The organism is Cobetia sp. MMG027, from assembly GCF_027947415.1.
GTDB classification, from domain to species: domain Bacteria; phylum Pseudomonadota; class Gammaproteobacteria; order Pseudomonadales; family Halomonadaceae; genus Cobetia; species Cobetia marina.
The window spans coordinates 42,420-62,979 of sequence record NZ_JAQJIO010000009.1; the positions used below are offsets into that span (position 1 = coordinate 42,420).

General features: G+C 63.9%; 15 protein-coding genes. 2 read left to right on the plus strand and 13 right to left on the minus strand.

What is annotated here, in order from left to right; genetic code table 11:
- Nucleotides 1–59: 59 nt before the first annotated feature.
- The 5 genes from PJK54_RS13370 to PJK54_RS13390 form a co-directional block, all read right to left on the minus strand.
- Nucleotides 60–758, minus strand: coding sequence for a DUF3047 domain-containing protein (locus PJK54_RS13370; protein ID WP_271303141.1), 699 nt, complete (start codon nt 756–758; stop codon nt 60–62).
- 89 nt (nt 759–847) lie between these two features.
- A complete protein-coding gene (locus tag PJK54_RS13375) occupies nt 848–1,495 on the minus strand; it encodes a CDP-alcohol phosphatidyltransferase family protein (RefSeq protein WP_271303142.1) in 648 nt (215 codons plus the stop codon).
- 44 nt (nt 1,496–1,539) lie between these two features.
- On the minus strand, nt 1,540–3,300 hold the full coding sequence (locus PJK54_RS13380) for an ABC transporter permease (protein WP_271303143.1): 1,761 nt from the start codon (nt 3,298–3,300) through the stop codon (nt 1,540–1,542).
- Entirely contained in the window at nt 3,276–4,559 is a 1,284-nt protein-coding gene (locus tag PJK54_RS13385; RefSeq protein ID WP_271303144.1) for an ABC transporter substrate-binding protein, read from the minus strand. Before PJK54_RS13385 ends, PJK54_RS13380 begins: the two co-directional genes overlap by 25 nt.
- Nucleotides 4,560–4,624: 65 nt before the next feature.
- A complete protein-coding gene (locus PJK54_RS13390; RefSeq protein WP_077375383.1) occupies nt 4,625–6,847 on the minus strand; it encodes an FAD-dependent oxidoreductase in 2,223 nt (740 codons plus the stop codon).
- A 299-nt stretch (nt 6,848–7,146) separates the two neighbouring features.
- On the opposite strand from PJK54_RS13390, the gene msrA reads away from it, so the two are divergent.
- Nucleotides 7,147–7,824, plus strand: a complete 678-nt coding sequence (gene msrA / locus PJK54_RS13395) for a peptide-methionine (S)-S-oxide reductase MsrA (RefSeq protein WP_141392648.1) — start codon at nt 7,147–7,149, stop codon at nt 7,822–7,824.
- A gap of 96 nt (nt 7,825–7,920) precedes the next feature.
- On the opposite strand, the gene PJK54_RS13400 is transcribed toward msrA, so the two are convergent.
- Nucleotides 7,921–9,261 carry an MFS transporter gene (locus PJK54_RS13400; RefSeq protein WP_271303145.1) on the minus strand — a complete coding sequence of 447 codons (1,341 nt, stop codon included), beginning with the start codon at nt 9,259–9,261 and terminating at the stop codon, nt 7,921–7,923.
- A 265-nt stretch (nt 9,262–9,526) separates the two neighbouring features.
- Between PJK54_RS13400 and PJK54_RS13405 the strand changes: the two genes are divergently transcribed.
- A complete protein-coding gene (locus PJK54_RS13405) occupies nt 9,527–10,444 on the plus strand; it encodes a LysR family transcriptional regulator (protein ID WP_176493515.1) in 918 nt (305 codons plus the stop codon).
- Nucleotides 10,445–10,538: 94 nt separating this feature from the next.
- On the opposite strand, the gene PJK54_RS13410 is transcribed toward PJK54_RS13405, so the two are convergent.
- From PJK54_RS13410 to PJK54_RS13440, 7 genes are all read right to left on the minus strand, one after another.
- Nucleotides 10,539–11,054: a C40 family peptidase gene (locus PJK54_RS13410; protein ID WP_205632728.1), complete on the minus strand. Its 516-nt coding sequence runs from the start codon at nt 11,052–11,054 to the stop codon at nt 10,539–10,541.
- A 354-nt stretch (nt 11,055–11,408) separates the two neighbouring features.
- A complete protein-coding gene (locus PJK54_RS13415; RefSeq protein WP_271303146.1) occupies nt 11,409–14,039 on the minus strand; it encodes a DUF1266 domain-containing protein in 2,631 nt (876 codons plus the stop codon).
- 321 nt (nt 14,040–14,360) lie between these two features.
- On the minus strand, nt 14,361–17,438 hold the full coding sequence (locus PJK54_RS13420) for an efflux RND transporter permease subunit (RefSeq protein WP_084207966.1): 3,078 nt from the start codon (nt 17,436–17,438) through the stop codon (nt 14,361–14,363).
- A 3-nt stretch (nt 17,439–17,441) separates the two neighbouring features.
- Nucleotides 17,442–18,650 carry an efflux RND transporter periplasmic adaptor subunit gene (locus tag PJK54_RS13425; protein WP_077375422.1) on the minus strand — a complete coding sequence of 403 codons (1,209 nt, stop codon included), beginning with the start codon at nt 18,648–18,650 and terminating at the stop codon, nt 17,442–17,444.
- Nucleotides 18,651–18,730: 80 nt separating this feature from the next.
- On the minus strand, nt 18,731–19,369 hold the full coding sequence (locus tag PJK54_RS13430; protein ID WP_077375426.1) for a TetR/AcrR family transcriptional regulator: 639 nt from the start codon (nt 19,367–19,369) through the stop codon (nt 18,731–18,733).
- A gap of 268 nt (nt 19,370–19,637) precedes the next feature.
- The gene (locus PJK54_RS13435) at nt 19,638–20,117 is read right to left on the minus strand and encodes a YcgN family cysteine cluster protein (protein WP_077375429.1); all 480 of its coding nucleotides are present in this window, start codon (nt 20,115–20,117) and stop codon (nt 19,638–19,640) included.
- A gap of 67 nt (nt 20,118–20,184) precedes the next feature.
- Nucleotides 20,185–20,481 (minus strand): YcgL domain-containing protein, encoded by a 297-nt coding sequence (locus PJK54_RS13440; protein WP_077375431.1) that lies wholly within the window; start codon nt 20,479–20,481, stop codon nt 20,185–20,187.
- Nucleotides 20,482–20,560: the final 79 nt, after the last annotated feature.

A 20,560-nucleotide genomic window follows, 5' to 3' on the forward strand; every position in this document is an offset into this window, starting at 1 on the left:
GAAGCCCGGTTCTGATGATGCTGTCTGTGATGAGGCTTCCCGAAGGCTCGCTCTGCAGATCAGGCGCCGCAGCTGGGCGGCGTGGCATCACTGGAAAGGCTCAGCCCACGGAACAGCGCCGTGGCGTCGCCTCCGGCATTGTCACCGTCAGCCATCAACGCAAGCCCGGCTATCTCGTCTGGCGTGCTACCGAACAGCGCCGAGTAGTCGGCACGCAGGTCGCGTACCTCGGCGACCCACTGCCCCACCTTCTGGTCACCGGACTCCACCGCCAGCAGCACGGCGCGGTCAGTGAAGGCATTGTCCCAATGACTGTCCTTCGCTTCACTGCTGGACCAGACGTAATTGATGGCCTCTACCTGCCACGGCAGGATGCCGGTCTTGTTGACCACATAGAGGCGCGCCGGGTAGTCATCCCCTCCCTTGGTCTTCTCGTTTACGCCCGGATAGATGCTGTCCACCTGCCAGCACCACTTCAGATAGGGCGTCTCCTCGAGCGAGATATCTTCCTCAAGATAGCGTGCGGAGGCCTGCCCCTGAGCACGCGCCTCGAGAGCGGGCCGGCCTTCGCGCTCCACCACGCGATACACGGTCTGGCCTTCGAAGGTCTTCTCGCCCCAGGCGAGAATCTCGGCCGGCGTGAAGGTCTGGTCAGCCGCCAGCGCCGCGGAGGGCATCGCCGCCGCCAGCAGGCCACTGGAGGCGACTGCCGCGAGCATGGGGAGGAAGCAAGACAACTGACGGGAAGTGGTTTTCATTGGCAAGACTCCGGAGCGCTTGAACAACGCGATGAAAAAAGATGACGGGACGAGTCACCTGCAGGGCCAGGTACCGCGCTTGGCACGCATCAGTCCGGGTCGGTGCCGTGCTGCTCGCTGCGGTCCTGGGCCCGCAAGGTGACATACCCTCCCCATACGCGCGTCAGCGTGGTCAGGATGCATGCCGCCGCGAAGATCCACGCCAGCCATGCGAAATGGTGCGGCATCAGACAGGCCAGCACGAAGAAGCCGATCGTCTCGGTGCCTTCTGTCAGGCCATCCAGATAATAGAAGGCCTTGCGGGTGAAGTTGGGGCGCTCCAGCTGGTGCTTGGCCGCCATGATGGCAAAGGCCAGAAAGCTGGATCCCGTGCCCACGAAGGCGAACAGCAACGCCACGGCCGGCATGGCATTGGTGGTCGGGTCTGCCAGTGCAAAGCCCACCACCACGGCGGCGTAGAACAGGAAATCAAGACAGATATCCAGAAAGCCGCCGGCGTCCGAGCTCAAGCCCGCATGACGCGCCAGGGCACCATCCAGCCCATCCACCACCCGATTGATCAGGATCGCGATCAGTGCCAGTCCGAATTGCCCATAGGCCAGCAGCGGCAATGCCAGCATGCCGATGACGAAGCCAGCCAGCGTCAGTTGGTCAGGATGCAGACCGCGTTCCGCTGCGCTACGTGCCAGGCGCTTCAGGGGTGGCTGTACCCAGCGTGAGGTCCACTTGTCCAGCATGCTTCATCGACTCCAGAATGATTGAATGGGGAAGGTGTCAGGCATCAGCCACGTATCGGTGCCAGCGCGCGCCCGGCAGGCACGGCTCTCGCCAGCAGGAAGATCAGCAGCGGCAGACAGGCCTGCAGACAGGCCGCGACCGCCGTCAGGCGAGGATCCGCCCCCGTGGCCAGCGCCAGCGTCTCGGTGGTCAGGGTGGGGACGCGTCCACCGCCCAGCACCACCGTCGGCACGTACTGCGCGATGCTGACCGCGAAGGCCACTGCCCAGCTGATGGCCAGAGGCCTGAGCATCAAGCGCAGCCGGATGCCGATCAGCACCTCAAGCCGCGAGCGCCCCAGCAGTCGTGCTGCCTGCTCGAGGCGCACGTCGAAGCGGGCCCAGGGGCCGGCCAGCGTCAGCCAGGCATAGGGCAAGGCGAACAGCAGATGGCCGATCACCACCCCCACCCAGCCCGGATCCGCGCCGAGGCTCAGCCAGCCGACCTGGAAACCGAACAGGAAGCTTGCCTGAGGCAGCAGCAACGGCAGGTAGAGGCACACCACGAAGCCTCGCAGGCGACCCACCTCACGCTCACGCTCGAAGACCGCCACACTGAGCATCACCGCCAGGGTGGCGACCAGCACGGCGAGCCACAGGCTGTTGCTGAAGGCTCCACCCAGTCCTGAAAGCGCCTGTTGCCAGCTTTCCAGCCCCCAGCGAGCCGGCAGCAGTGACGGGAAGAACCAGCTTCTGGCCAGCGATTGAACGGCGATCACGGCAAAGGCCAGCAGCGAGACTGCCGTCACCGTGCCGAGCAGGACGCGGATCACGCGCCCGCGCTGCCCCTTGCGCCCCGGGCGTGCTGCCGCCCGAGGTGCAGGATTGTCGAGCACCCAGTCACGATGGCGATTCAACAGATAACGTCCCACAGCGGCACCCAGCGCCATCACCACGATGACCAGCAGTGCCAGCAGAAGTGCCCCGACACTGGCCGGTAGACGTGAGCTCGGGTCACTGTCACGCCACAGTTCGACCAGACGCACCGCCAGGGTCGGCGTACGTGTCGGCCCCAGTACCTGAGCGACATCCACCACCGCCAGCGAATAGGCCAGCACGGCACCGATGGGCAGGGCGATGGCCCGCATCACCTGCGGCATCAGAATTCGCCAGCGCAGCTGGGGGATGTTGTAGCCGAGCGCCTGGCCCGCCTGCAGTTGCGCGGTGACCGGCAGACGCGAGAGCGCCGTCTGGGCCATCAGCATCAGAAACGGCGCTTCCTTGAGTGCCAGTCCCAGCGCCAGCGTGATGCCATGCGCGTCCGGCAGAGGGTATTGCGGGGGGACCAGCACCTCGAAGGGTGCCAGCAGCAGTCGCATCAGCACGCCGCTGGGAGCGGCCAGCCACAAGAGCCCCAGTGCCAGCGCCAGATGCGGCATCGCCAGCACCGGTGCCAGCAAACGTTCGAGGCGCTCGCCGAAACGGGTACCGGCGGCCGCGGCCAGCCAGCCCATGGTCAGCAGTACCGCCAGCAGCGTGCCGCCGATCCCGCTGACCAGGGTCAGGCGCAGTCCGTCGGCCAGTCCCGGCAAGGCCCACCAGCGCTGCCAGGCGATCGCCGAGACCTCCTCGAAGCCAAGCGCCGGCCACAGCCCGAAGGCCGGTGCGACCAGTCCTGCCAGCCCCAGCGCCGTGGGGCCGAGCAACAACAGCAGTACCGCCCAGCGCAGCAGGCGAGCCGGTGTCAATGCCAGGCGCCCCGCCGGGCGCTCAGCGCGCCAGCGCTCGGCAAGCCATTGCGTCAGTTGCGATAGCGTCGCGCCCACTCGGCCTCCAGTGCATCGGTCCAACTGGGATGCGGCTCGCTCAGCGGCGTGCCCAGCGCTTCGGGCGACATGCCACCCGCAAGCTCCGGCAAGGCGTCGAAGGCAGCGCGCTGTGTCGCCGGCAGGCGCGTCACGTCCAGCACCGTCTCGTCACCCCAGCGTGAGGGGTCCGCCTTGGCAGCCTGTGCCTCGGCGGACATCAGCTGGTTGACCCACACCAATGCGGCCGCCTTGTGAGGCGCACTGGCCGGAATCGCCAGATAGTGCACATTGCCGAGAGTGCCGCCGTCATGGATATACGGCTCAATGGTCGGTGGCAGCCGCCCTTCCTGACGGGCATTGGCCACTTCCTGGGGCACGAAGCTCAGCGCGATCCAGACACTGCGCTGAGCCAGCAGTTTCATCTGCTCCTCGGCGCCGGCTGGCTGTCGCTCGCCCTGCGCCCACATCAGCGGATGCAGTGCATCGAGATAGTCCCACAGCGGTGCGGTCACCTCAGCGAACAGAGCATCACTCGCCACCGGCGCAGCCAGCAGCTCACGCTGCTCGCCTGGCATCAACTCAAGCAACGCCTGCTTGAGAAAGGTGGTGCCATGAAAGCTCGGTGGCTGCGGGTAGGTCACGCGCCCGGGGTTGGCCTTCGCCACGTCCAGCAGCGCCCGCATCGAACGTGGCGGCGATTCCAGCAAGGCACTGTCGTACATGAAGATCAGCTGGGCACGCCCCCATGGCGCCTCCATTCCCTCGGTGGCGAGCCCGAAGTCACGCGCACCGATCTCCTCGAGCAGATACTCGCTGTTGGGCAGGCGTTCGACGAAGGGTCCCCACACCAGCTCGGCCTGCTTGAGCGCGCGGAAGTTCTCGCCGTTGATCCAGATGACATCGATACTGCCATCACTGCGCCCCGCCGCCTTCTCGGCCAGCAAGGTCGAGACGCTCTCGGCGGTATCGGCAATCTTGACGTGACGCACCTCGATACCGTGCTCACGTGCCGCGATCTCTGCCTGGGCGCGCAGAGAGGCGTTGGTGGCTTCACTCCCGCCCCAGGCGTGGAAGTCGATGCGCTGACCGCGTGCCTTGTCGGCGATCACGTTCCACTCCAGTGCAGCCAGCATCGGCACTGCCCGCCCCTTGGCGGCATCGGCGGCGTACGCCAGTGACGTGGCCCAGGGCATGGCACTCATGCCGGCCATCAACACCAGTGACCCACCCATCAATGCCAGTGCGCGACGTCGCCCCGGCAGACATGTCGTAGCCATGGAGGTTTCTCCTGATAGCAAGATGCCGCGACCCTGAACGAGCAGGTTCGCGGCATGGGAAAGGATCAGTGCTTGTCGACCGTCACGGGAGGGGTGGCGTCATCCGCCTGGCGTGTCTTGGTCGGCTCGAAGCGTCCATTGCGGCGCCAGGTGAAGTAACGATCCAGCACCTTGAGCACGCCTTCCGGCTTGTGGGCGTTCTTCCACATGCCTGCTGCCGCCTTGTTGGCCTCGGACAGTGTCGGATACGGATGGATGGTGGACAGGATCTTGTTGAGACCGATGCCATGCTTCATCGCCATGGTGAACTCCGCCAGCCATTCCCCCGCATAGGCACCGACCAGTGTCACGCCCAGGATACGATCGCGTCCCTTCTCGGTGAGCACCTTGACGAAGCCTTCCGTCGCACGCTCGGCCAGGGCACGGTCACTCTCGCCCATCTCGTAATGGGTCACTTCATAGTCATAGCCCTGCGCCTTGGCTTCGGTCTCGTTGAGGCCGACCCGCGCCACTTCCGGCTCGGTGTAGGTGACCATCGGCATGATGCGGTAATCGACCTTGAAGGTCTTCAGGCCGCCGAACAGTGCATTGACCGCGGCGTGCCATGCCTGATGACCTGCCGCATGGGTGAACTGGTAGGGGCCAGCGACATCGCCACACGCCCAGATGTTCGGCTGCAGCGTCTGCAGCGACTCGGAGACATCGATGGTGCCGCGCTCGGAGACCGCGATGCCCAGCTCTTCCAGACCGAAGCCTTCGACGTTGGCTTCGCGCCCAATGGCCACCAGCAGCTCATCGAACTCGATCCAGCTCTCCTCGCCGTCGGGAGAACTCACGACCAGATGGCGCATCGGCTGACTGTCCTTGTCCTTGAGCACCTCGATGCGCGTGGCGGTGGAATTGATGCGCAGATCGACGCCCTCACCGGCCAGCTGCTCGTGCATCAGCGCGCTGACTTCCTCGTCTTCACGCGGCATCACCCGCGGGGCACCCTCGATGATGGTGACGTGACTGCCCAGGCGCGCGAAGCTTTGCCCCAGTTCCATGCCGATCGGGCCGGAGCCCAGCACCACCAGACGCTTGGGCTGCACCCTGAGATCCCACAGATTGTCAGAGGTCAGCGGCGTGATCAGCTCGATACCGGGGATCGCAGGAACACGCGGGCGGGCACCGGTGGCGATCACCACGTTGCGCGTGGTCAGCACGCGACCATCGACTTCCACTTCCCAGGGCGTCCTGAGTCTGGCGTTGCCGGTGTGGACTTCCACGCCCAGACTCTCGTAACGCTCGATACTGTCATGCGGTTCGACACTCTCGACCACGTCCTGCACATGCCCCATCACCTTGGCGAAGTCGATTTCCGGCTCATTGGCGGTGATCCCGAAGCGCTGGGACTGACGAATCTCATGAGCCGCACGCCCGGCACGAATCAGCGCCTTGGAGGGCACGCAGCCGGTGTTGAGGCAGTCACCGCCCATCTTGTGGCGCTCGATCAGCGCGACACGCGCATTGACGGCAGAGGCGATATAGCTGGTCACCAGCCCGGCGGAGCCTGCACCGATGACGACCATGTCGTAGTCAAAGGTCTTCGGCTTGTCGAAGGCCGCCTGCTGCTTGCGCTTGCGCAGCACGCCGACGATCTTCTTGGCGATCAGCGGGAAGAGGCCCAGCGCGATGAAGGAGGCGATCAGCCCCGGCGAGAGGATGCCGGACAGCGACTCCAGCTGACCCAGCTCACGACCGGCATTCACGTAGATGGCGGTACCGGCGAGCATGCCCAGCTGGCTTGCCACATAGAAGGTGACCACACGCATGCGGGTCAGGCCCATCACCAGATTGACGATGAAGAACGGGAAGACCGGCACCAGACGCAGCGTGAACAGATAGAAGCCGCCTTCACGCTCGACCCCGCGATTCAGGGATTCCAGCTGACGACGGAAGCGCTTTTCGATGCTTTCGCGCAACAGCGTGCGGGAGATGAGGAAGGCCAGGGTGGCACCGATGGTACTGGCGAAGGAGATCAACAACAGACCCCAGCCAAACCCGAACAGAGCGCCGCCCAGCAGGGTGAGCAATGCCGCACCCGGCAGCGAGAGTGCCGCCATTGCCACGTAGACGACGAAGAAGGTACCCGCGACCTTGAACGGCGATTCCTCGAAGAGTGCCTGAAATTCCGACTGACTGGCCTTGAGGCTCTGCAGAGTGAAGTAGTCCTGTGCCCCACTGGCAAAGAAGACCACGATGGCAGCGACGATGGCGCCCAGAAGCAGTAACTTGCGTTTATTCACTGGCGATTTCCTTTTCGATTCCTGCCGTCATGGGCATGTCATTGGGATGTACCGTGTCCTTACGAGACGCGTTGCTGACTGGATGCACTCATCAGGTCATGATGACGCGAACGACCTCATCATGATCACGGTAACAGTACCGTTTCATTCGACATCTTCGCATCCATCCCGCGTTGATTCGCGTAGTTCCCTGATACAGGCAGTGAGGGAATGGCAAGGCAAGCCACCTCGCGGCCCATCGAGACATGGAGATTTCCGTGTTCTCACCTCGAAGGAACGACGCCTTTCCCGGAGACACCATGACCCGATACACGCGATTCCCCTCCTCTGCGCTCAAACGTCTCACACCGCTTGCCAGCCTACTTGGCGGTCTGCTGATTGCCGGCCACGCCAATGCCTTTGACCCGGAACAGGCGCCCAGAGGCGTCGCCGAGGGTGTCACTCAAGGCCAGGAGGTCGCCATCTTCGCCGGTGGCTGCTTCTGGTGCATGGAAGGCCCCTTCGACAAGCTTGACGGCGTGATCTCGACGACGTCCGGCTACACGGCAGGCGAGACGGACAATCCCACCTATAAGCAGGTCTCGGCCGGCAGGACGGGCCATACGGAGGCGGTCAAGGTGGTCTATGACCCTGAAAAGGTCAGCTATGACACCCTGCTGGAGGTCTTCTGGCACAACATCGACCCGGTCGCGGTGGATCGTCAGTTCTGCGATGCCGGCACCCAATACCGCAGTGGCATCTATCCGGTGGATGAAGCACAGCAAGACGCCGCCCAGGCGAGCCTCGACGACTTGAAGGACAGATTCCCCGAAGGCATCGCCACCGAGATCGAGGCAGCGGGCCCCTGGTATGCCGCCGAGCAATATCACCAGGACTTCTACCAGAAGAACCCGGTGCGCTATCGCTTCTATCGCGCGGGGTGTGGCCGTGATGACCGTCTTGAGGAAATCTGGGGAGATGACGCCCCGGCGCACTGAGTCTCACCGTCGAGTCGCCTCGCCTGCCACTGACACGCAAACGGCTCGCCAGATGGCGAGCCGTTTGCGTGTCAGGCAAGAATCTCACGGTGGATATCAATGCTGCGGCGTGGCCCGTCGCCAGCACAGCATCGCCAACCCCAGGGTGACAAGCAGAACGCTGACGCCACCCACCACCACCCCTGGCCACCCTGCCTGCTGCCAGAAGGGCTCCAGCCAGAAGCCGCCCAGGCTCGCCCCGAGATAGTAAGCCGTCAGGTAGAGCGCGCTGGCGCTGGCCCGCGCCCCTTCGGCATTGCGCCCGACCCAGGCCGACGCGGTGGCATGTGCCAGGAAGAAGCCGAAGGCATTCAGGCTCAGGCCGGCCAGCATGCCGATCAACGAATGGCTCAGCGTGACCAGAGTGCCGAGAATCAAGAGCGCGGTGCCCAGCATCATGGTCAGTGCCTGGCCGCGGCGTTGCGCACCATCCTGCTCCTCCTGTCGCTGCGCTCCCTGCACGAGTGACTGCCCACGCCCGGCGGCCAGACGCTGTGCCAACCGGCCGGACTGCGAGGCACCGAAGGTGCCTGCCAGATAGGTCAGAAACAGCAATCCCAACCACTGGCTCCCCAGAGACCAGGGGGCCGCGCTCAGGCGAAAGGTCATGTAGCTGTAGAGATTCACGAAGATGAAGAAGTTGAGTCCACCGAGCAGAAACACCGGCCACAGCCGCGGATTGCGCAGATGGCGCCCCAGCCCTGCCAGCATGCTGGCCGGATGGAAGGGCTGTGCCACGAAACGTCGCTGACGCGGCAGCAACTGCCACAGCGCCGCCAGCAGCAACAGGCTGATACCGCCAATCACCGCGAAACTCATCTGCCAGCCCCAGTGCTCGGCCACGAATCCTCCAGCGACCCGCCCACTGATGCCGCCGAGCGAATTGGCACTGATATAGAGCCCCACCGCAGCCATCAACGCCGGCTGTTCCATCTCATCGCTCATGTAGGCGACCGCGACCGCCGGCAAGCCCCCGAGCAGAAAGCCCTGCAACGCACGTACTGCCAACAACGACCAGAAACCTTCAGCCAGCAAGGCAAGTCCCGAGCAGGCCACCCCCCCGGCCAATGTCCAGAGCAGCAGACGTCGCCGTCCCAGCGCATCCGATAGCGGGCCGAAGACCAGCAACGCCAGTGCCAGCGTGAGGGTGGTCACCGACAACGACAGACTCGCCTGCAGCGAGCTCAGGCCAAGGTCGGTCGCCAGCAGCGGTAACATCGGCTGCACCACATAGAGATTGATGAAGACGACGAAGGAGCCCAGACACAACGCCTGGGTCATGCGTCGCCAATCACGGCCATGCGCCTTGAGAGGGGACGGCAGCACTGGCTGCCCGGCAGTATCGTGATGCCCCGAGTCGGATGGGGCGGTGGAAGACGCACTCAGCGATGAAGCCATCAGGTACCTGCAGTCAATCATGGGGATGGCGTGAGTCTGCGCCCTCGAACACCATCAGTAAAATAGCTCGACATGATGCCAGCCATCAGCAAAAGTGATACCCATGAGCCTGACCCACCGGCCTGCAGGCCTCACGCCGTCAGACCGCCTGCGCATGGTGAATGACGTCCGGGGGACTGGACGGCGTGATGGCCGCAAGGGACGCCGGTCAGGGTCGGGGACAAGGGAGACGGATGAGGATGACGTCAGACATGAAGAGCGCGACATGAAACTGCCCTTCGATCTGCGGGCACTGGAGATCTTCGTGAGTGTCACGGAGCGCGGCAGCTTCACCGCCGCCGCCATGGCGCTGCAACTGGCCCAGTCGGCCGTCAGTCAGTCGATCGCCAACCTGGAGTCCCGGCTGGGCCAGCCGCTGCTGATACGTGGCACCAAGGGCGTGAGTCTGACACCCGCCGGTGAGACATTGCTCGTGCATGCACGCTCTCTGCTGCAACAGGCGCAGCGAGCGGCCCTGGCCATGGCCGAACTGGATGGCCTGGTCAAAGGTGAGGTACGCATCGGCGTGTCCTCGATGCTGGGGTCCTACTATTTCCCGCCCCTGTTGATGGCCTTCAAGGCGCGCCACCCTGATATCACCTTGAGCGTGATCGAGGGCGGCACCCTGAGTCTTCGCAAGATGATCGACAATGGCGAGCTGGATCTGGGCGTCATCGTCGAGGAACACCCCGGCAGCGCCACCAGCGGGCTGGTCAGCCAGCACTTCCTGCGCGAAGAGATGGTGGTCTGCCTGCCCAACGACCACCCACTGGCGACACGGGAGCACATCAGCCTCGAAGCGTTCTTCGCTGAAGAGCTGGTCGTCTTCAAGCGCGGTTATTTCCATCGCGATTTCATCGAACGTCTGGCAAGCCAGCACGGTCTGATTCCCAGTATCGCCTTCGAATCCAACCTGATCGCGCTCAACAAGGCGATCGTGTCACGCGGCTTCGGTATCACCACCTTCCTCAAGCGCGTGGTGGAGGATGACCGTGAGGAAAACAACCTCACCGCCATTTCCTTCAGTGAACCCGCCTGGCTGGACCTGTCGCTGGCCTGGCGACGTGAGCGCGGGCTGTCGCGGGCCGAACAGGCCTTCGTCGACTTCGTGATCGAACATTCCGTGGTACGCGAAAGCCCATGAGGCGGGCTGCCGGACATGGCGGGGCTCGAGAATTCGCGGGCCGAAAACGACAACACCCGGCCAGGGCCGGGTGTTGTCCATCATGCGAGTGTCATCATTGACTGCGCATGGCCAGTTTCATCTGCATGGCCTCGTGGGGCATGGGCCGCCGCGACTGCCAGTAGTGCTGCGACCAGTAGACATTGTCCAGCCGCGACAGCTTCACGCCACGTGACGTGGAGGCATGCAGGAAATAGCCGTTGCCCACATACACGCCCACATGGTTGTAACGACGTGACGGGCGGAAGAACACCAGATCCCCCGGCTTCAACTGCGACTTGTCGATACGCTTGCCCCGCTTGACCTGATCACGGGTGGTACGTGGCAGTTCGATCCCGAAACCGTCACTGAACACATGCTGCATCAGCGCGGAACAATCGATGCCCCGTGAGTTGGTGCCGCCCAGGCGATAGGGCGTTCCCGCCCAGCGATCATGCTCTTCCAGCAACACTTCCCGGATACTGGGACCCGATGCCAGCTGCGGCTCTGCCGGGCCCTGCGGTTGGCCGGCCTGCTGACGGTAACGCTTGAGCTTGGGCAATTCCGGCAGATCGACATCGTAATAGGCCATGTCACTCGGAGGCTGTGAATGGCTGGCACACCCCGCCACACCTAGCGGCAACAGTAAAAGACAACACAATAACGTGTGACGCATCCAACATTCCTCGTCGTGGGCCCGGTGCCATGAGACAAAACGTGATCAGCACTTGCGGACGGCGATAACAGGTGATGCATGACAAGACAGAAAGCCGGCAGGAATCCCGTCATCACGAGATGCCTGCATGCCTGAAACGTGAATCAACAGGATCAACGGCATGCCCTGAGACCTGTGACGCAATTGAATGCCGTTCGCAGCAGGGTAGTGCATATTGCCGCAATCCGTATGCCATCGCCTCACAAGATAGACTAAAGCATCAGAAAATACTCAATGCAGCAGACGAGCATCACCGCTCAGGGTATCCAGATGCAGCGCCGGCCAATGCCCCGGACGCGCGCCCGGGAAATCCAGACTGGCCCAGGGTCCGGCCAATGGCGGCGCCGCCGTCAGCCACTGGATCAATACATCACGGAAGCCGCGCAGGAAGCTGTCACGCTGATCGGTATCGCCCATGAAGAAGGCATAGCCGGCGAACAGCCCGCGCGCATATTCCTTCCAGCTGCCGTAGTGTGCTCGCGCCATCGCATGGGCGCTGTCCAGATAGGCCGTGAAGGTGGCCGCATCCAGCCATCCCAGCTGACGGCCGGCAATCGCCAGATCCACCAGCTGCGCGATGTCCCAGGCTGCCATGTCCAGCTCATTGCAGCGGGCCTCGTTGTCACGCACACGGCGCAGGCGATCGAGGTGCACCTGCTCATCCTCGCCGCGTTCACCGCTCTCGAGCACATCGATCTCGTTGTCCAGACGCGCACGATTGAGGGTATAGGGGCCGTAATTGATCTGATATTCGTCCCGATCCCCGGCATCACGCAGGAAATCGAGGAATCCGATCAGCATCTCGGCGTTGGCCAGACCATAATGACCTTCCAGCCAGCCGGTCAGTTCCTCGACTCCCCGGCCATGCTCGACCATCGGCTCGCCCCAGCACGGCGAATTGAGCGGGCCACTGAGTGCCAGCGCCGTGAAACGATCCAGACTGGGGCGCTCGCCGGGCTCCTGCCAGTCACTGGCGCGCCAGTCGAGCCAGTGGAACAGGCTGCCGGGGTCCTCGAGATGCCAGCGGATCTCGTTGACCAGCGGGTGGTCCTCAAGTTCCGGGACCGCGGATTCCCATACCGCCCAGGCCTCCAGCAGCCGGACGGCGTCCGGATAGAAGCGGCACAGTGCGCTGCGCAGGCGCTCGGCACACTGCGCCAGCTCACCGGCATCGAAATCGCGGCTGTCCTGCACCATCAGCAGATAGAACGCGTACTTCTCCGCCATCACGATGCTGGCAGGATGACGATGACAGACTGCCAGCCGCTGTCGCCGTTCCAGCTCGGCGCTATCGGCGCGACCGAAAGGCGTCTGAGGATCAGGCAGCCCACCCCGTGCGGCATCGGCCGCCAGCTGATTGAGGTGATGGGCCTGCGCCGGCAGCCAGAAACGCGCCATGCCGGCCACGCCATCGCGGGTATCCAGGGCCAGCGTCTCGTTGAGGTACTGACGCGCCTCTTCACGCCGCGCGTCCGCCACATCCGCAGGCAGCCCCTGACGATAGAGCAGGTCCGGCTCTCGAATGCTGGCAATGGCCAGCACCCAGTGGCGGCTGTCACTGCGCCATTGACGCATGGCGGTGCGTGAGCGATCCCGGATGGCCTCCGGCAGCAACGCGTGCAGCTCGCAGCGCAGCGGCGTCACCGGTGAGGCCATCAATGGCCGCCAGTCACTGTCGGTGGAGCCGGTGAGATCCGCCCCCTCGAACAGGCTGCGTCCGCGTTGATAAGCGCGCGCCACGCCCTGCCAATCCGCGTAGCGACGCACCAGCAGGTCGATACCATGCGCGGCGAAGTCCTCGCCCTCCTCACGACTCAACCAGCCGGCACACAGACCGGCAAAGGCCAGATCCACCAGCCGCAGCCAGTCCCAGGCGGCGAATTCCAGTGGCTCACCACGATCCAGATACTGGAGCAGCAGCTCCCCGTAGGCCACGGGCGACGGGCCCTGTTCGAGACCCGCAGCGGCCGCCAGCTCCGCACTGGCCGCCGCATGTGCCGGGGTGCCGGCGAGCCCCTGAGCCTTGCGCTCGGCTTCCTCGGAGGCGGCGTCAGACTCCAGCTCGTCGAGCCACTTGTCACGCTCATCCTGACTGGCCGACAGCATGCGCGCGCTGTCGATGTCCCAGCCATAGCGATGCCCTTGCGAGGCCAGCCACAACAGCAGACGGATCAATTCGTCACGAGTGCGGATCGCCCAGGTATCACGCAGCCAGCGTTGCACGTCGGGCCAGTGACCCTGCGCATCGAAACCGCTGTCACTCGCCTCGCAGAGGCCGTCATCCGTCGACGTCAGTGTCGTCCCGCCGACCCAGGGCGCAAAGATGGCGCGCGCCATCCACACCCGGTCACGCTCACCCTGCGGCCACAGCTCGGTGGCGGGTACCGGCTGACGGCCTTCCAGCGCCTCCAGCAGACGCGGCCAGGTGACGCCCGCCTCTTCCTGCTCCAGCCGGGACAGCGCGAGACTGGCCTCGAAGAAGCCGTCATCGCCGCGTGTCCAGCCAGCATCGCTGCGCGAATGCGCCAGCGCCTTGAGCCAGTCATCCAGCGAGGTGAAACGTGATGCGATGGCCATGAGCAGTCGCACCAGCCAGGCACGCGTGCGCGCCTCGGACAGCCAGCCAGCCGTCCGCGCCAACGCCAGCAGCTCCAGCGCTTCCAGCTGACGCAGCGAGTCGGGCATGTCACTGGGGAACGCTTCCAGCAAGCGCCAGCCCAGCTCGCCGGCATCCGGCACTTCCAGCGCCTTGAGGCGCGCACGCGCCTCCTCGGATGTCCATACCGCTTCGGGTGTCGCACTGAAACGCCAACCGCACAACACCAGCTGCTGCCCCCACCAGGCACTCAGGGGTTCGACCAAGGCACACCTCACGACTCGACAGGTTTTGATGACGACGGGCCAGCAGCGGACCCTAAACACACCACTGGCGGCGCATAGTGTAACGGAAAGGCGCTGTTGGCGATGCCCCCATGCGGGATCGACTGCATCGCGATGACGCGTGAGAACACCGCTGACTCGCCAACGGCAGTGCGCCCGACGACAGGCGCTGTCATCGGGCGCACGGCATGCCTCAGCTCTTGCCATCAGTGCTTGCCATCAGTGCTTGGCATCAGTGCTTGGCATCAGTGGTTGGCATCACGGCATGGCACCCTCCCGGGAGGATGGCCATGGGGGACGTGACTACGCCGCCTCGTGCTTGCCTGCCGGAATACGGAACAGTGCACAGTAGGCCACCGGCAGCACGACCAGCGTCAGCAGCGTCGCGACGCCCAGACCGAAGACGATCGCCACCGCCATGCTCGAGAAGAAGGCATCCGAGAACAGCGGAATCATGCCCAGCATGGTCGTGATCGCCGCCATCGAGACCGGCCGCACGCGGCTGACCGCCGCCAGCATCACCGCCTGGAAGCGGTCCTCCTGTTCGGTCAGCTGCACGTTGATCTCCTCCACCAGCACGATGGCGTTCTTGAGCACCATGCCGACCAGGCTCAGGGTGCCCAGCAGTGCCATGAAGGTGAATGGCGCCCCGAACACGATCAACCCGCTGACGATACCGATCAGCGTCAGCGGCACGATGGACCAGATGGCCAGCGCCTGGCGCAGGTTGGAGAACAGCAGCACCGTGATCACGAACATCCCCAACAGCCCCATCGGCAGCGAGGAGAACAGCGCCTTCTGCGCATCGGTGGACGTCTCGTATTCACCGCCCCACTCCAGATGATATCCCTCCGGCAGCTCGATGGCCTCGACCTTGGGTCGTATGCGACTCAATACACTGGCGGCCGTCTCGCCGGACAGTGGCATCGGCTCCGCATAGACCGCCAGCATGCGCTCGCGATTGCGCCGCTTGATCAGGGGATCACGCAGTTCGGCCTTGAGCGGGCCCATCACCGCTCCCGCCGGCACATAGGTTTCCTGTTCGTCGCTCCAGACGTTGAGACTGGCCAGGGTGTCGAGATCAAAGCGCTGACGCTCCTCACCGCGCAGCAGGATCGGGATCAGTTCGGAGCCCTCGCGATAGACGCCGACGCTCTCGCCATCACTGTTGATCAGCAATGCCTCATGCAATGCATCCCGCGTCACGCCGACACGCCGCGCCTGATCATCCAGGAACTCGGGCTCGATGCGATTGACGCGGTTGCGCCACGACAGGCGAATACTGTCTGCCAGCGGCTCCTGCTCGAAGACGTCACGCACTTCGGCGGCCAGCTGGCGCAGTACCGCCGGGTCCTCGCCGTAGAGGCGCGCCTCGAGACTGGCCTTGGCGGACGGGCCGACCTGCAAGGCCTGCACCTTGTATTCCACCTGCGGATACTCGGCGCGCAACAGGCGTATCACCTCCTCCATGCGCGCTTCGCGGCTGTCGCGGTCCTCGGTCTCGACGATCAGCTGACCGAAGCTCGCGTAGCTGTCTTCCGGCGAATAGGTCAGGGTGAAGCGCTGGGCACCGCCCCCGGTCACGCTGGTGACATGGTTGACGCGCTCCATCTTCAGCACCTGCTGCTCCAGACGCGAGACATGCCGTTCGGTCTCCAGCACATCGGTGCCTTCCGGCATCCAGACATCGACGAAGAACAGCGGTGTCGAGGCATCCGGGAAGAAGGCATTCTTGATCTGGCCAAAGCTCATCACGGCCACGACCAGCAGTGCCAGCGCCCCGCCCAGGGTCAGCCAGCGCAGACGGATCGCCCAGCCCAGCAGGGTACGGAAGCCACGGAAGATCACGCCCCGGTAAGGGTCTTCATGCTCGGCGCCGTCCTTGTCGTTGCCCGATGTCTCACGCGCTTCGCGGAAGAACATGTCGAAGAAGAACGGGGTCAGCGTCAGGGCGGTGATCCAGCTCAACAGCAACGAGTAACACAGCACCCAGAACAGCGAGCCGACGAATTCCCCGGTCGCATCCGGCGACAGACCGATGGGCGCGAAGGCGGTGATCGCGATCACCGTGGCCCCCAGCAGCGGCAGGCGATTCTGGTTGACCACCTCGAAGGCAGCCTGACGCTTGGTCTTGCCACGCTTGAGGCCGATCAGCATGCCTTCCGTGACCACGATGGCGTTGTCCACCAGCATGCCCAGCGCGATGATCAGCGCGCCCAGCGAGATCTTCTGCAGCTCGATGCCATGGATCGACATCATCACGAAGGTGCCGAGGATGGTGATCAGCAGCACCAGCCCCATCAGCACCCCGCTCTTGACGCCCATGAACAGCAGCAGCACCAGGATCACGATACCGACGGCCTCGGCCAGATTGAGCAGGAAGCCGGAGACCGCCTCATCCACCACCTGCGGCTGGTGATAGACGGTGGTCAGCTCCATGCCCAACGGCATGCGCGATTCAAGCTCCCCCAGACGCTGGTCGACTCGCTCGCCGACCTCCACCACATTGACGCCGGAGGCAAACGAGATCCCCAGCGACAGAGCGGTCTCGCCATCGGTGTGATAGAGACGTGACGGCGATTCGGTGTACTCGCGGCTGACGGAGGCGATATCCCCGAGGCGGATCAGGCCGCCATTGCCGGGGCGACCGACCACGAGACGCTCCAGATCCTGCACGCTCTGGAACTCCCCGCCCGGCTGCAATTCCAGCGACAGGCCGTTCTGACGGATACGACCGGCATTGCCGACCACGTTCTGGGCATTGAGCAGATTGGAGAGCTGGTCCGGCGAGATGTTCAGCGCCTGCATGCGATCACGGTCCAGCGCCACGATCACCTGCTCGCTGCGCGCGCCGACGATGGAGACCTTCTTCACGCCCTCCACCAGCGTCAGTTCGCGTTGCAGGAAATCGGCCTGATCCTCGAGATCATGCGCCGAGTAGCCCTCGCCACTCAGGTTGTAGAGCAGGCCGAACACGTCCCCGAAGTCATCATTGACCACCGAGGAGGAGCTGCCGGGTGGCAGACTCGACTGGGCATCATTGATCTTGCGCCGCAACAGATCCCAGTACTGCTGCATCTCGCCTGCGCGCACGCTGCTCTCGAGTTCCAGCGTGATCTGCGAAAGGCCTGAGCTGTTGACCGAACTGACACGCTTGAGATTGGGAATCTGCTGGATGGCCTTCTCCAGCGGCAGCGTGACCTCCTCCTCCACCTGCTTGGGGGTGGCGCCCGGATATTGGGTGATCACCACCGCATTGCGGATGGTGAACTCGGGAAACTCCAGCTGGCCAAGATTGAAGAATGACACCACGCCGCCCACCGACAGCAACAGCGTGACCATCCAGCTGATGACCTTGTGTCTCAGGAAGTAATCGACCATGGATCAGAGCCCCGCTTCCTTGACCCAGGGGCGCACAGGCTCCCCGGCTTGCATGCGGCTGGCACCCGCGGTCACCAGACGATCACCGGCATTCAACTCCCCCGTGATCACCAGCCCCTCCCCCGTGGCCTGAAGCACCTCGACGGGCACGGCTTCCACCGTCCCCTGCCCTGCCTTGTCCTTGTCCTCGACGTCCGGAGACGTCTCGGTGGCAGCAGAGCCGTCTTCCACATAACGCCACACCACGGCCTGCTGCGGGTCGGCATCGCGCATCACCACCGCTTCCACCGGCACACGCCATTGCCCCCCGGTGGCCCCCGTCAGCTGCTGCATGTCCAGCTCGACCGTCGCGCTCATGCCGGACAGCACGGTGATGTCCTGAGGCTCCGGCAGGGTCAGGGTGACCTGATAGCTCAGCGAGCCCTCACTGGCGCTGGTGTCATGCTCCTTGTAGCGCGCCGGATAGCGCTGTTCACCGCGCCCGAAGCGTACCCAGGCCAGCGCTGCATCCTCCTGACGCCCGGCCATGGCACGCTCACGGTCGATGGCGCGCACCTGACGTTCCGGCAGATTGAAGGTCACGTCGATCTGACCGGGCTGCTGGAGCACCGCGATGGTTTCCTGCGCCGTGACCACCTGATAGTTGTCCACCGGCACTCGGGCGATCACCCCGTCATAGGGGGCTTTCAGCTCGGTATAGCTGAGCTGGTCCTGCGCCTGGGAGTACTGGGCCTGTGCCGACTGGAATTCCGCCTGCGCCTCATCGAAGCGTGCACGGCTGATGGCGCCCTTCTCCACCGAGTACTTCATGCGCTTGTAGGTCGCCTGGGCGAGATTGAAGCTGGAACGGGCGTTGTTGAGCTGACTGCGGGCATCACGATCATCCAGCTGCGCGATCAGCTCACCCTGCGTGACCTCCTGGCCGGCCTGCACGTTGAGCTCACGCAGCTCACCGCCGATCCGGAACGAGAGATTGGAACGCTCGGAGGCCTCGACCACGCCGGGATAGCGCTGTATGACACCGCCCCCCTCATCCGACAATGACAGCAACTTGACCGGATGCACCTTCTGCTTCTTCAGCGGCGCCTCGGCCTCGCTGCAGGCCGAAAGCCCGAGGGCCAGCAGCAGACCGGCAAACAGCTGCAGAGCAAGGCCTCCGCGCCAGGCGGCGGGAGTACGCAGGTGTGGCTTGGCACCAGGTCGAAGTTTCATCAGCAGGCCCTTGAGTCATTGGAATGGAAAAGCACAAAACGAAGATCTGTCATCTGTCCGGCAATGCGTACGGCCATGGCTCACGGCGCTGGATGACGAAGCGCTATCGCGTCCCAGGCCATCTCGAAGGCCTGGTCGAAGCAGGCATCACTGATGGCCGGCACCTGACAGCCCGAGCCCTGCAGCAGGCTGTAGATCGAACGAAACATGAACACCTCGATGAGAGCGATGTCGATCTGTTTCAGAATGCCGGTCCGCTGGCCCTGCGCGAAGGCTTCCAGCAAGGGCGCGGCCCGCTCCTGGTTGGCCACCTTCAGGGCGTCCCGCATATGCGAGGAGTGAAGAAACTGATCATGAAACCGGAACAAGGCGGGCTGGCGGCGCCCCAGCATCACCAGGGCGTGCCACACCCGACACAGCGCTGACTTGAGCTGCCAGGCCGCGGGGGACATCGCGGGCGATGTGACCCGTGATACCTGCGCGTCCGGTTCGGCCTCGAAGGCATCAAGCGCCACCTCGATGATGCGGCGGCTGACCTCGCTGAAGGTGGCCTCCAGCAAGTCGTCCTTGTCGCGATAGTAAAGATAGAGCGTTCCGGGGGACATGCCGGCAGCACGCGCGATGCGTGCCACGGAGGTCACGGCAAAACCATGCTCGGCCACCTCATGCAGAGTGGCTTCCAGCAGCGCCTGCTGCTTGTGTTCATCACGATGGCGCATGGCCTGTCTGCCTCTGGATCTGCTCAGGATGAGAATCCACACAAAATAAATGAACGTTCATTTATTTACAACCAGCCATTGCGCCAGCCGGCCCCATGCCTTGCCATGCAGACGACGGCTCTGATGCAGACACCACCAGGCCCCACCTGCCTCAGACGAGGCAAGGAAAAACAGGCAAAGAAAAACGGGCAAAGAAAAAGCGCAGCTCAAGGAGCTGCGCTTGCACGATCAAGACGGGCAGACAGGGAGACGCGAAAACGTCAGCGCCTCAGCTCTCCGGGTCGATGATCGCAATGATATGGTCTTCCAGATCCTGCTGGCGCACCGAGGCCTCGGAGACGGCGAAGCGTGACACCGCGACACCGGCACGCTTGACGCTTCTGGCATCCCCGGTCAGCAGCGGATGCCATTCTGGCAGCTCACGGCCTTCATTCAGGCGGCGATAGCCACAGGTTTCCGGCAGCCAGCGCAGCTTGCCCACCGTCTCGACATCCAGCGGGATGCAGCCCGGCACGCGTGTGGCGCGATTGGGGTAATCACGGCAGCTGACCTTGCGCACATCCAGCAGGCGACAGGCGACATCCAGTACCGCGATGTCACCACTGTCTTCATCCTCGAATTTCAGCAGGCAGCATTGGCCACAGCCATCACACAGTGCCTCCCACTCGGCCGTGTTCAGCTCCGAAAGCGCATGCCGCTCCCAGAAACGCTCACGTTTTCCGCCGTCAGGTTGCGGAACATCACTCATCTTGCTCTCCTCGCCCTGCCGGGCAGCAGGGTCGGTCCAGTCGGTCTCGTCTGACGACGGGCTGTCGTCAGTAGTGCGTTTCCGGCGGCGTCACGCCAATCTCCTTGAGGAGATTTTCCTTGACCGGCGGCATCTGCAGGTAGAAGCCCTGCTCCCGGATCTTCTCCAGCACCGTGGTACTGGCCACACGCGCCAGCGGCTTGTCGGCACGGATCAACAGCGTCATCAACGGCGCAGGCCTGCCGAAGATCTCCAGCAGGGACTCCGGCACATCCTTGAGACCTCGCGTCTTCTCGACGTACAGATACATCTCGTCCTTACGGGCGCTCTTGTAGATCTCGCAGATCATCTTGTCATCAGTCATCGGGACCACCCATCACGTCATCTTGCAGCGCATGCGCGCATCAGCGTGCGCACGGGACACGAGCGCACGGCGTCTCACA

Excerpts from the sequence above, each read along its gene's own strand:
- PJK54_RS13410 (WP_205632728.1), bottom strand. The coding sequence starts at position 11,054 with ATGGCCTATTACGATGTCGATCTGCCGGAATTGCCCAAGCTCAAGCGT.
- PJK54_RS13435 (WP_077375429.1), bottom strand. The coding sequence starts at position 20,117 with ATGAGTGATGTTCCGCAACCTGACGGCGGAAAACGTGAGCGTTTCTGG.
- PJK54_RS13375 (WP_271303142.1), bottom strand. The coding sequence starts at position 1,495 with ATGCTGGACAAGTGGACCTCACGCTGGGTACAGCCACCCCTGAAGCGC.
- PJK54_RS13430 (WP_077375426.1), bottom strand. The coding sequence starts at position 19,369 with ATGCGCCATCGTGATGAACACAAGCAGCAGGCGCTGCTGGAAGCCACT.
- PJK54_RS13440 (WP_077375431.1), bottom strand. The coding sequence starts at position 20,481 with ATGACTGATGACAAGATGATCTGCGAGATCTACAAGAGCGCCCGTAAG.
- msrA (WP_141392648.1), top strand. The coding sequence starts at position 7,147 with ATGACCCGATACACGCGATTCCCCTCCTCTGCGCTCAAACGTCTCACA.
- PJK54_RS13400 (WP_271303145.1), bottom strand. The coding sequence starts at position 9,261 with ATGGCTTCATCGCTGAGTGCGTCTTCCACCGCCCCATCCGACTCGGGG.
- PJK54_RS13370 (WP_271303141.1), bottom strand. The coding sequence starts at position 758 with ATGAAAACCACTTCCCGTCAGTTGTCTTGCTTCCTCCCCATGCTCGCG.
- PJK54_RS13385 (WP_271303144.1), bottom strand. The coding sequence starts at position 4,559 with ATGGCTACGACATGTCTGCCGGGGCGACGTCGCGCACTGGCATTGATG.
- PJK54_RS13420 (WP_084207966.1), bottom strand. The coding sequence starts at position 17,438 with ATGGTCGATTACTTCCTGAGACACAAGGTCATCAGCTGGATGGTCACG.
- PJK54_RS13425 (WP_077375422.1), bottom strand. The coding sequence starts at position 18,650 with ATGAAACTTCGACCTGGTGCCAAGCCACACCTGCGTACTCCCGCCGCC.
- PJK54_RS13405 (WP_176493515.1), top strand. The coding sequence starts at position 9,527 with ATGAAACTGCCCTTCGATCTGCGGGCACTGGAGATCTTCGTGAGTGTC.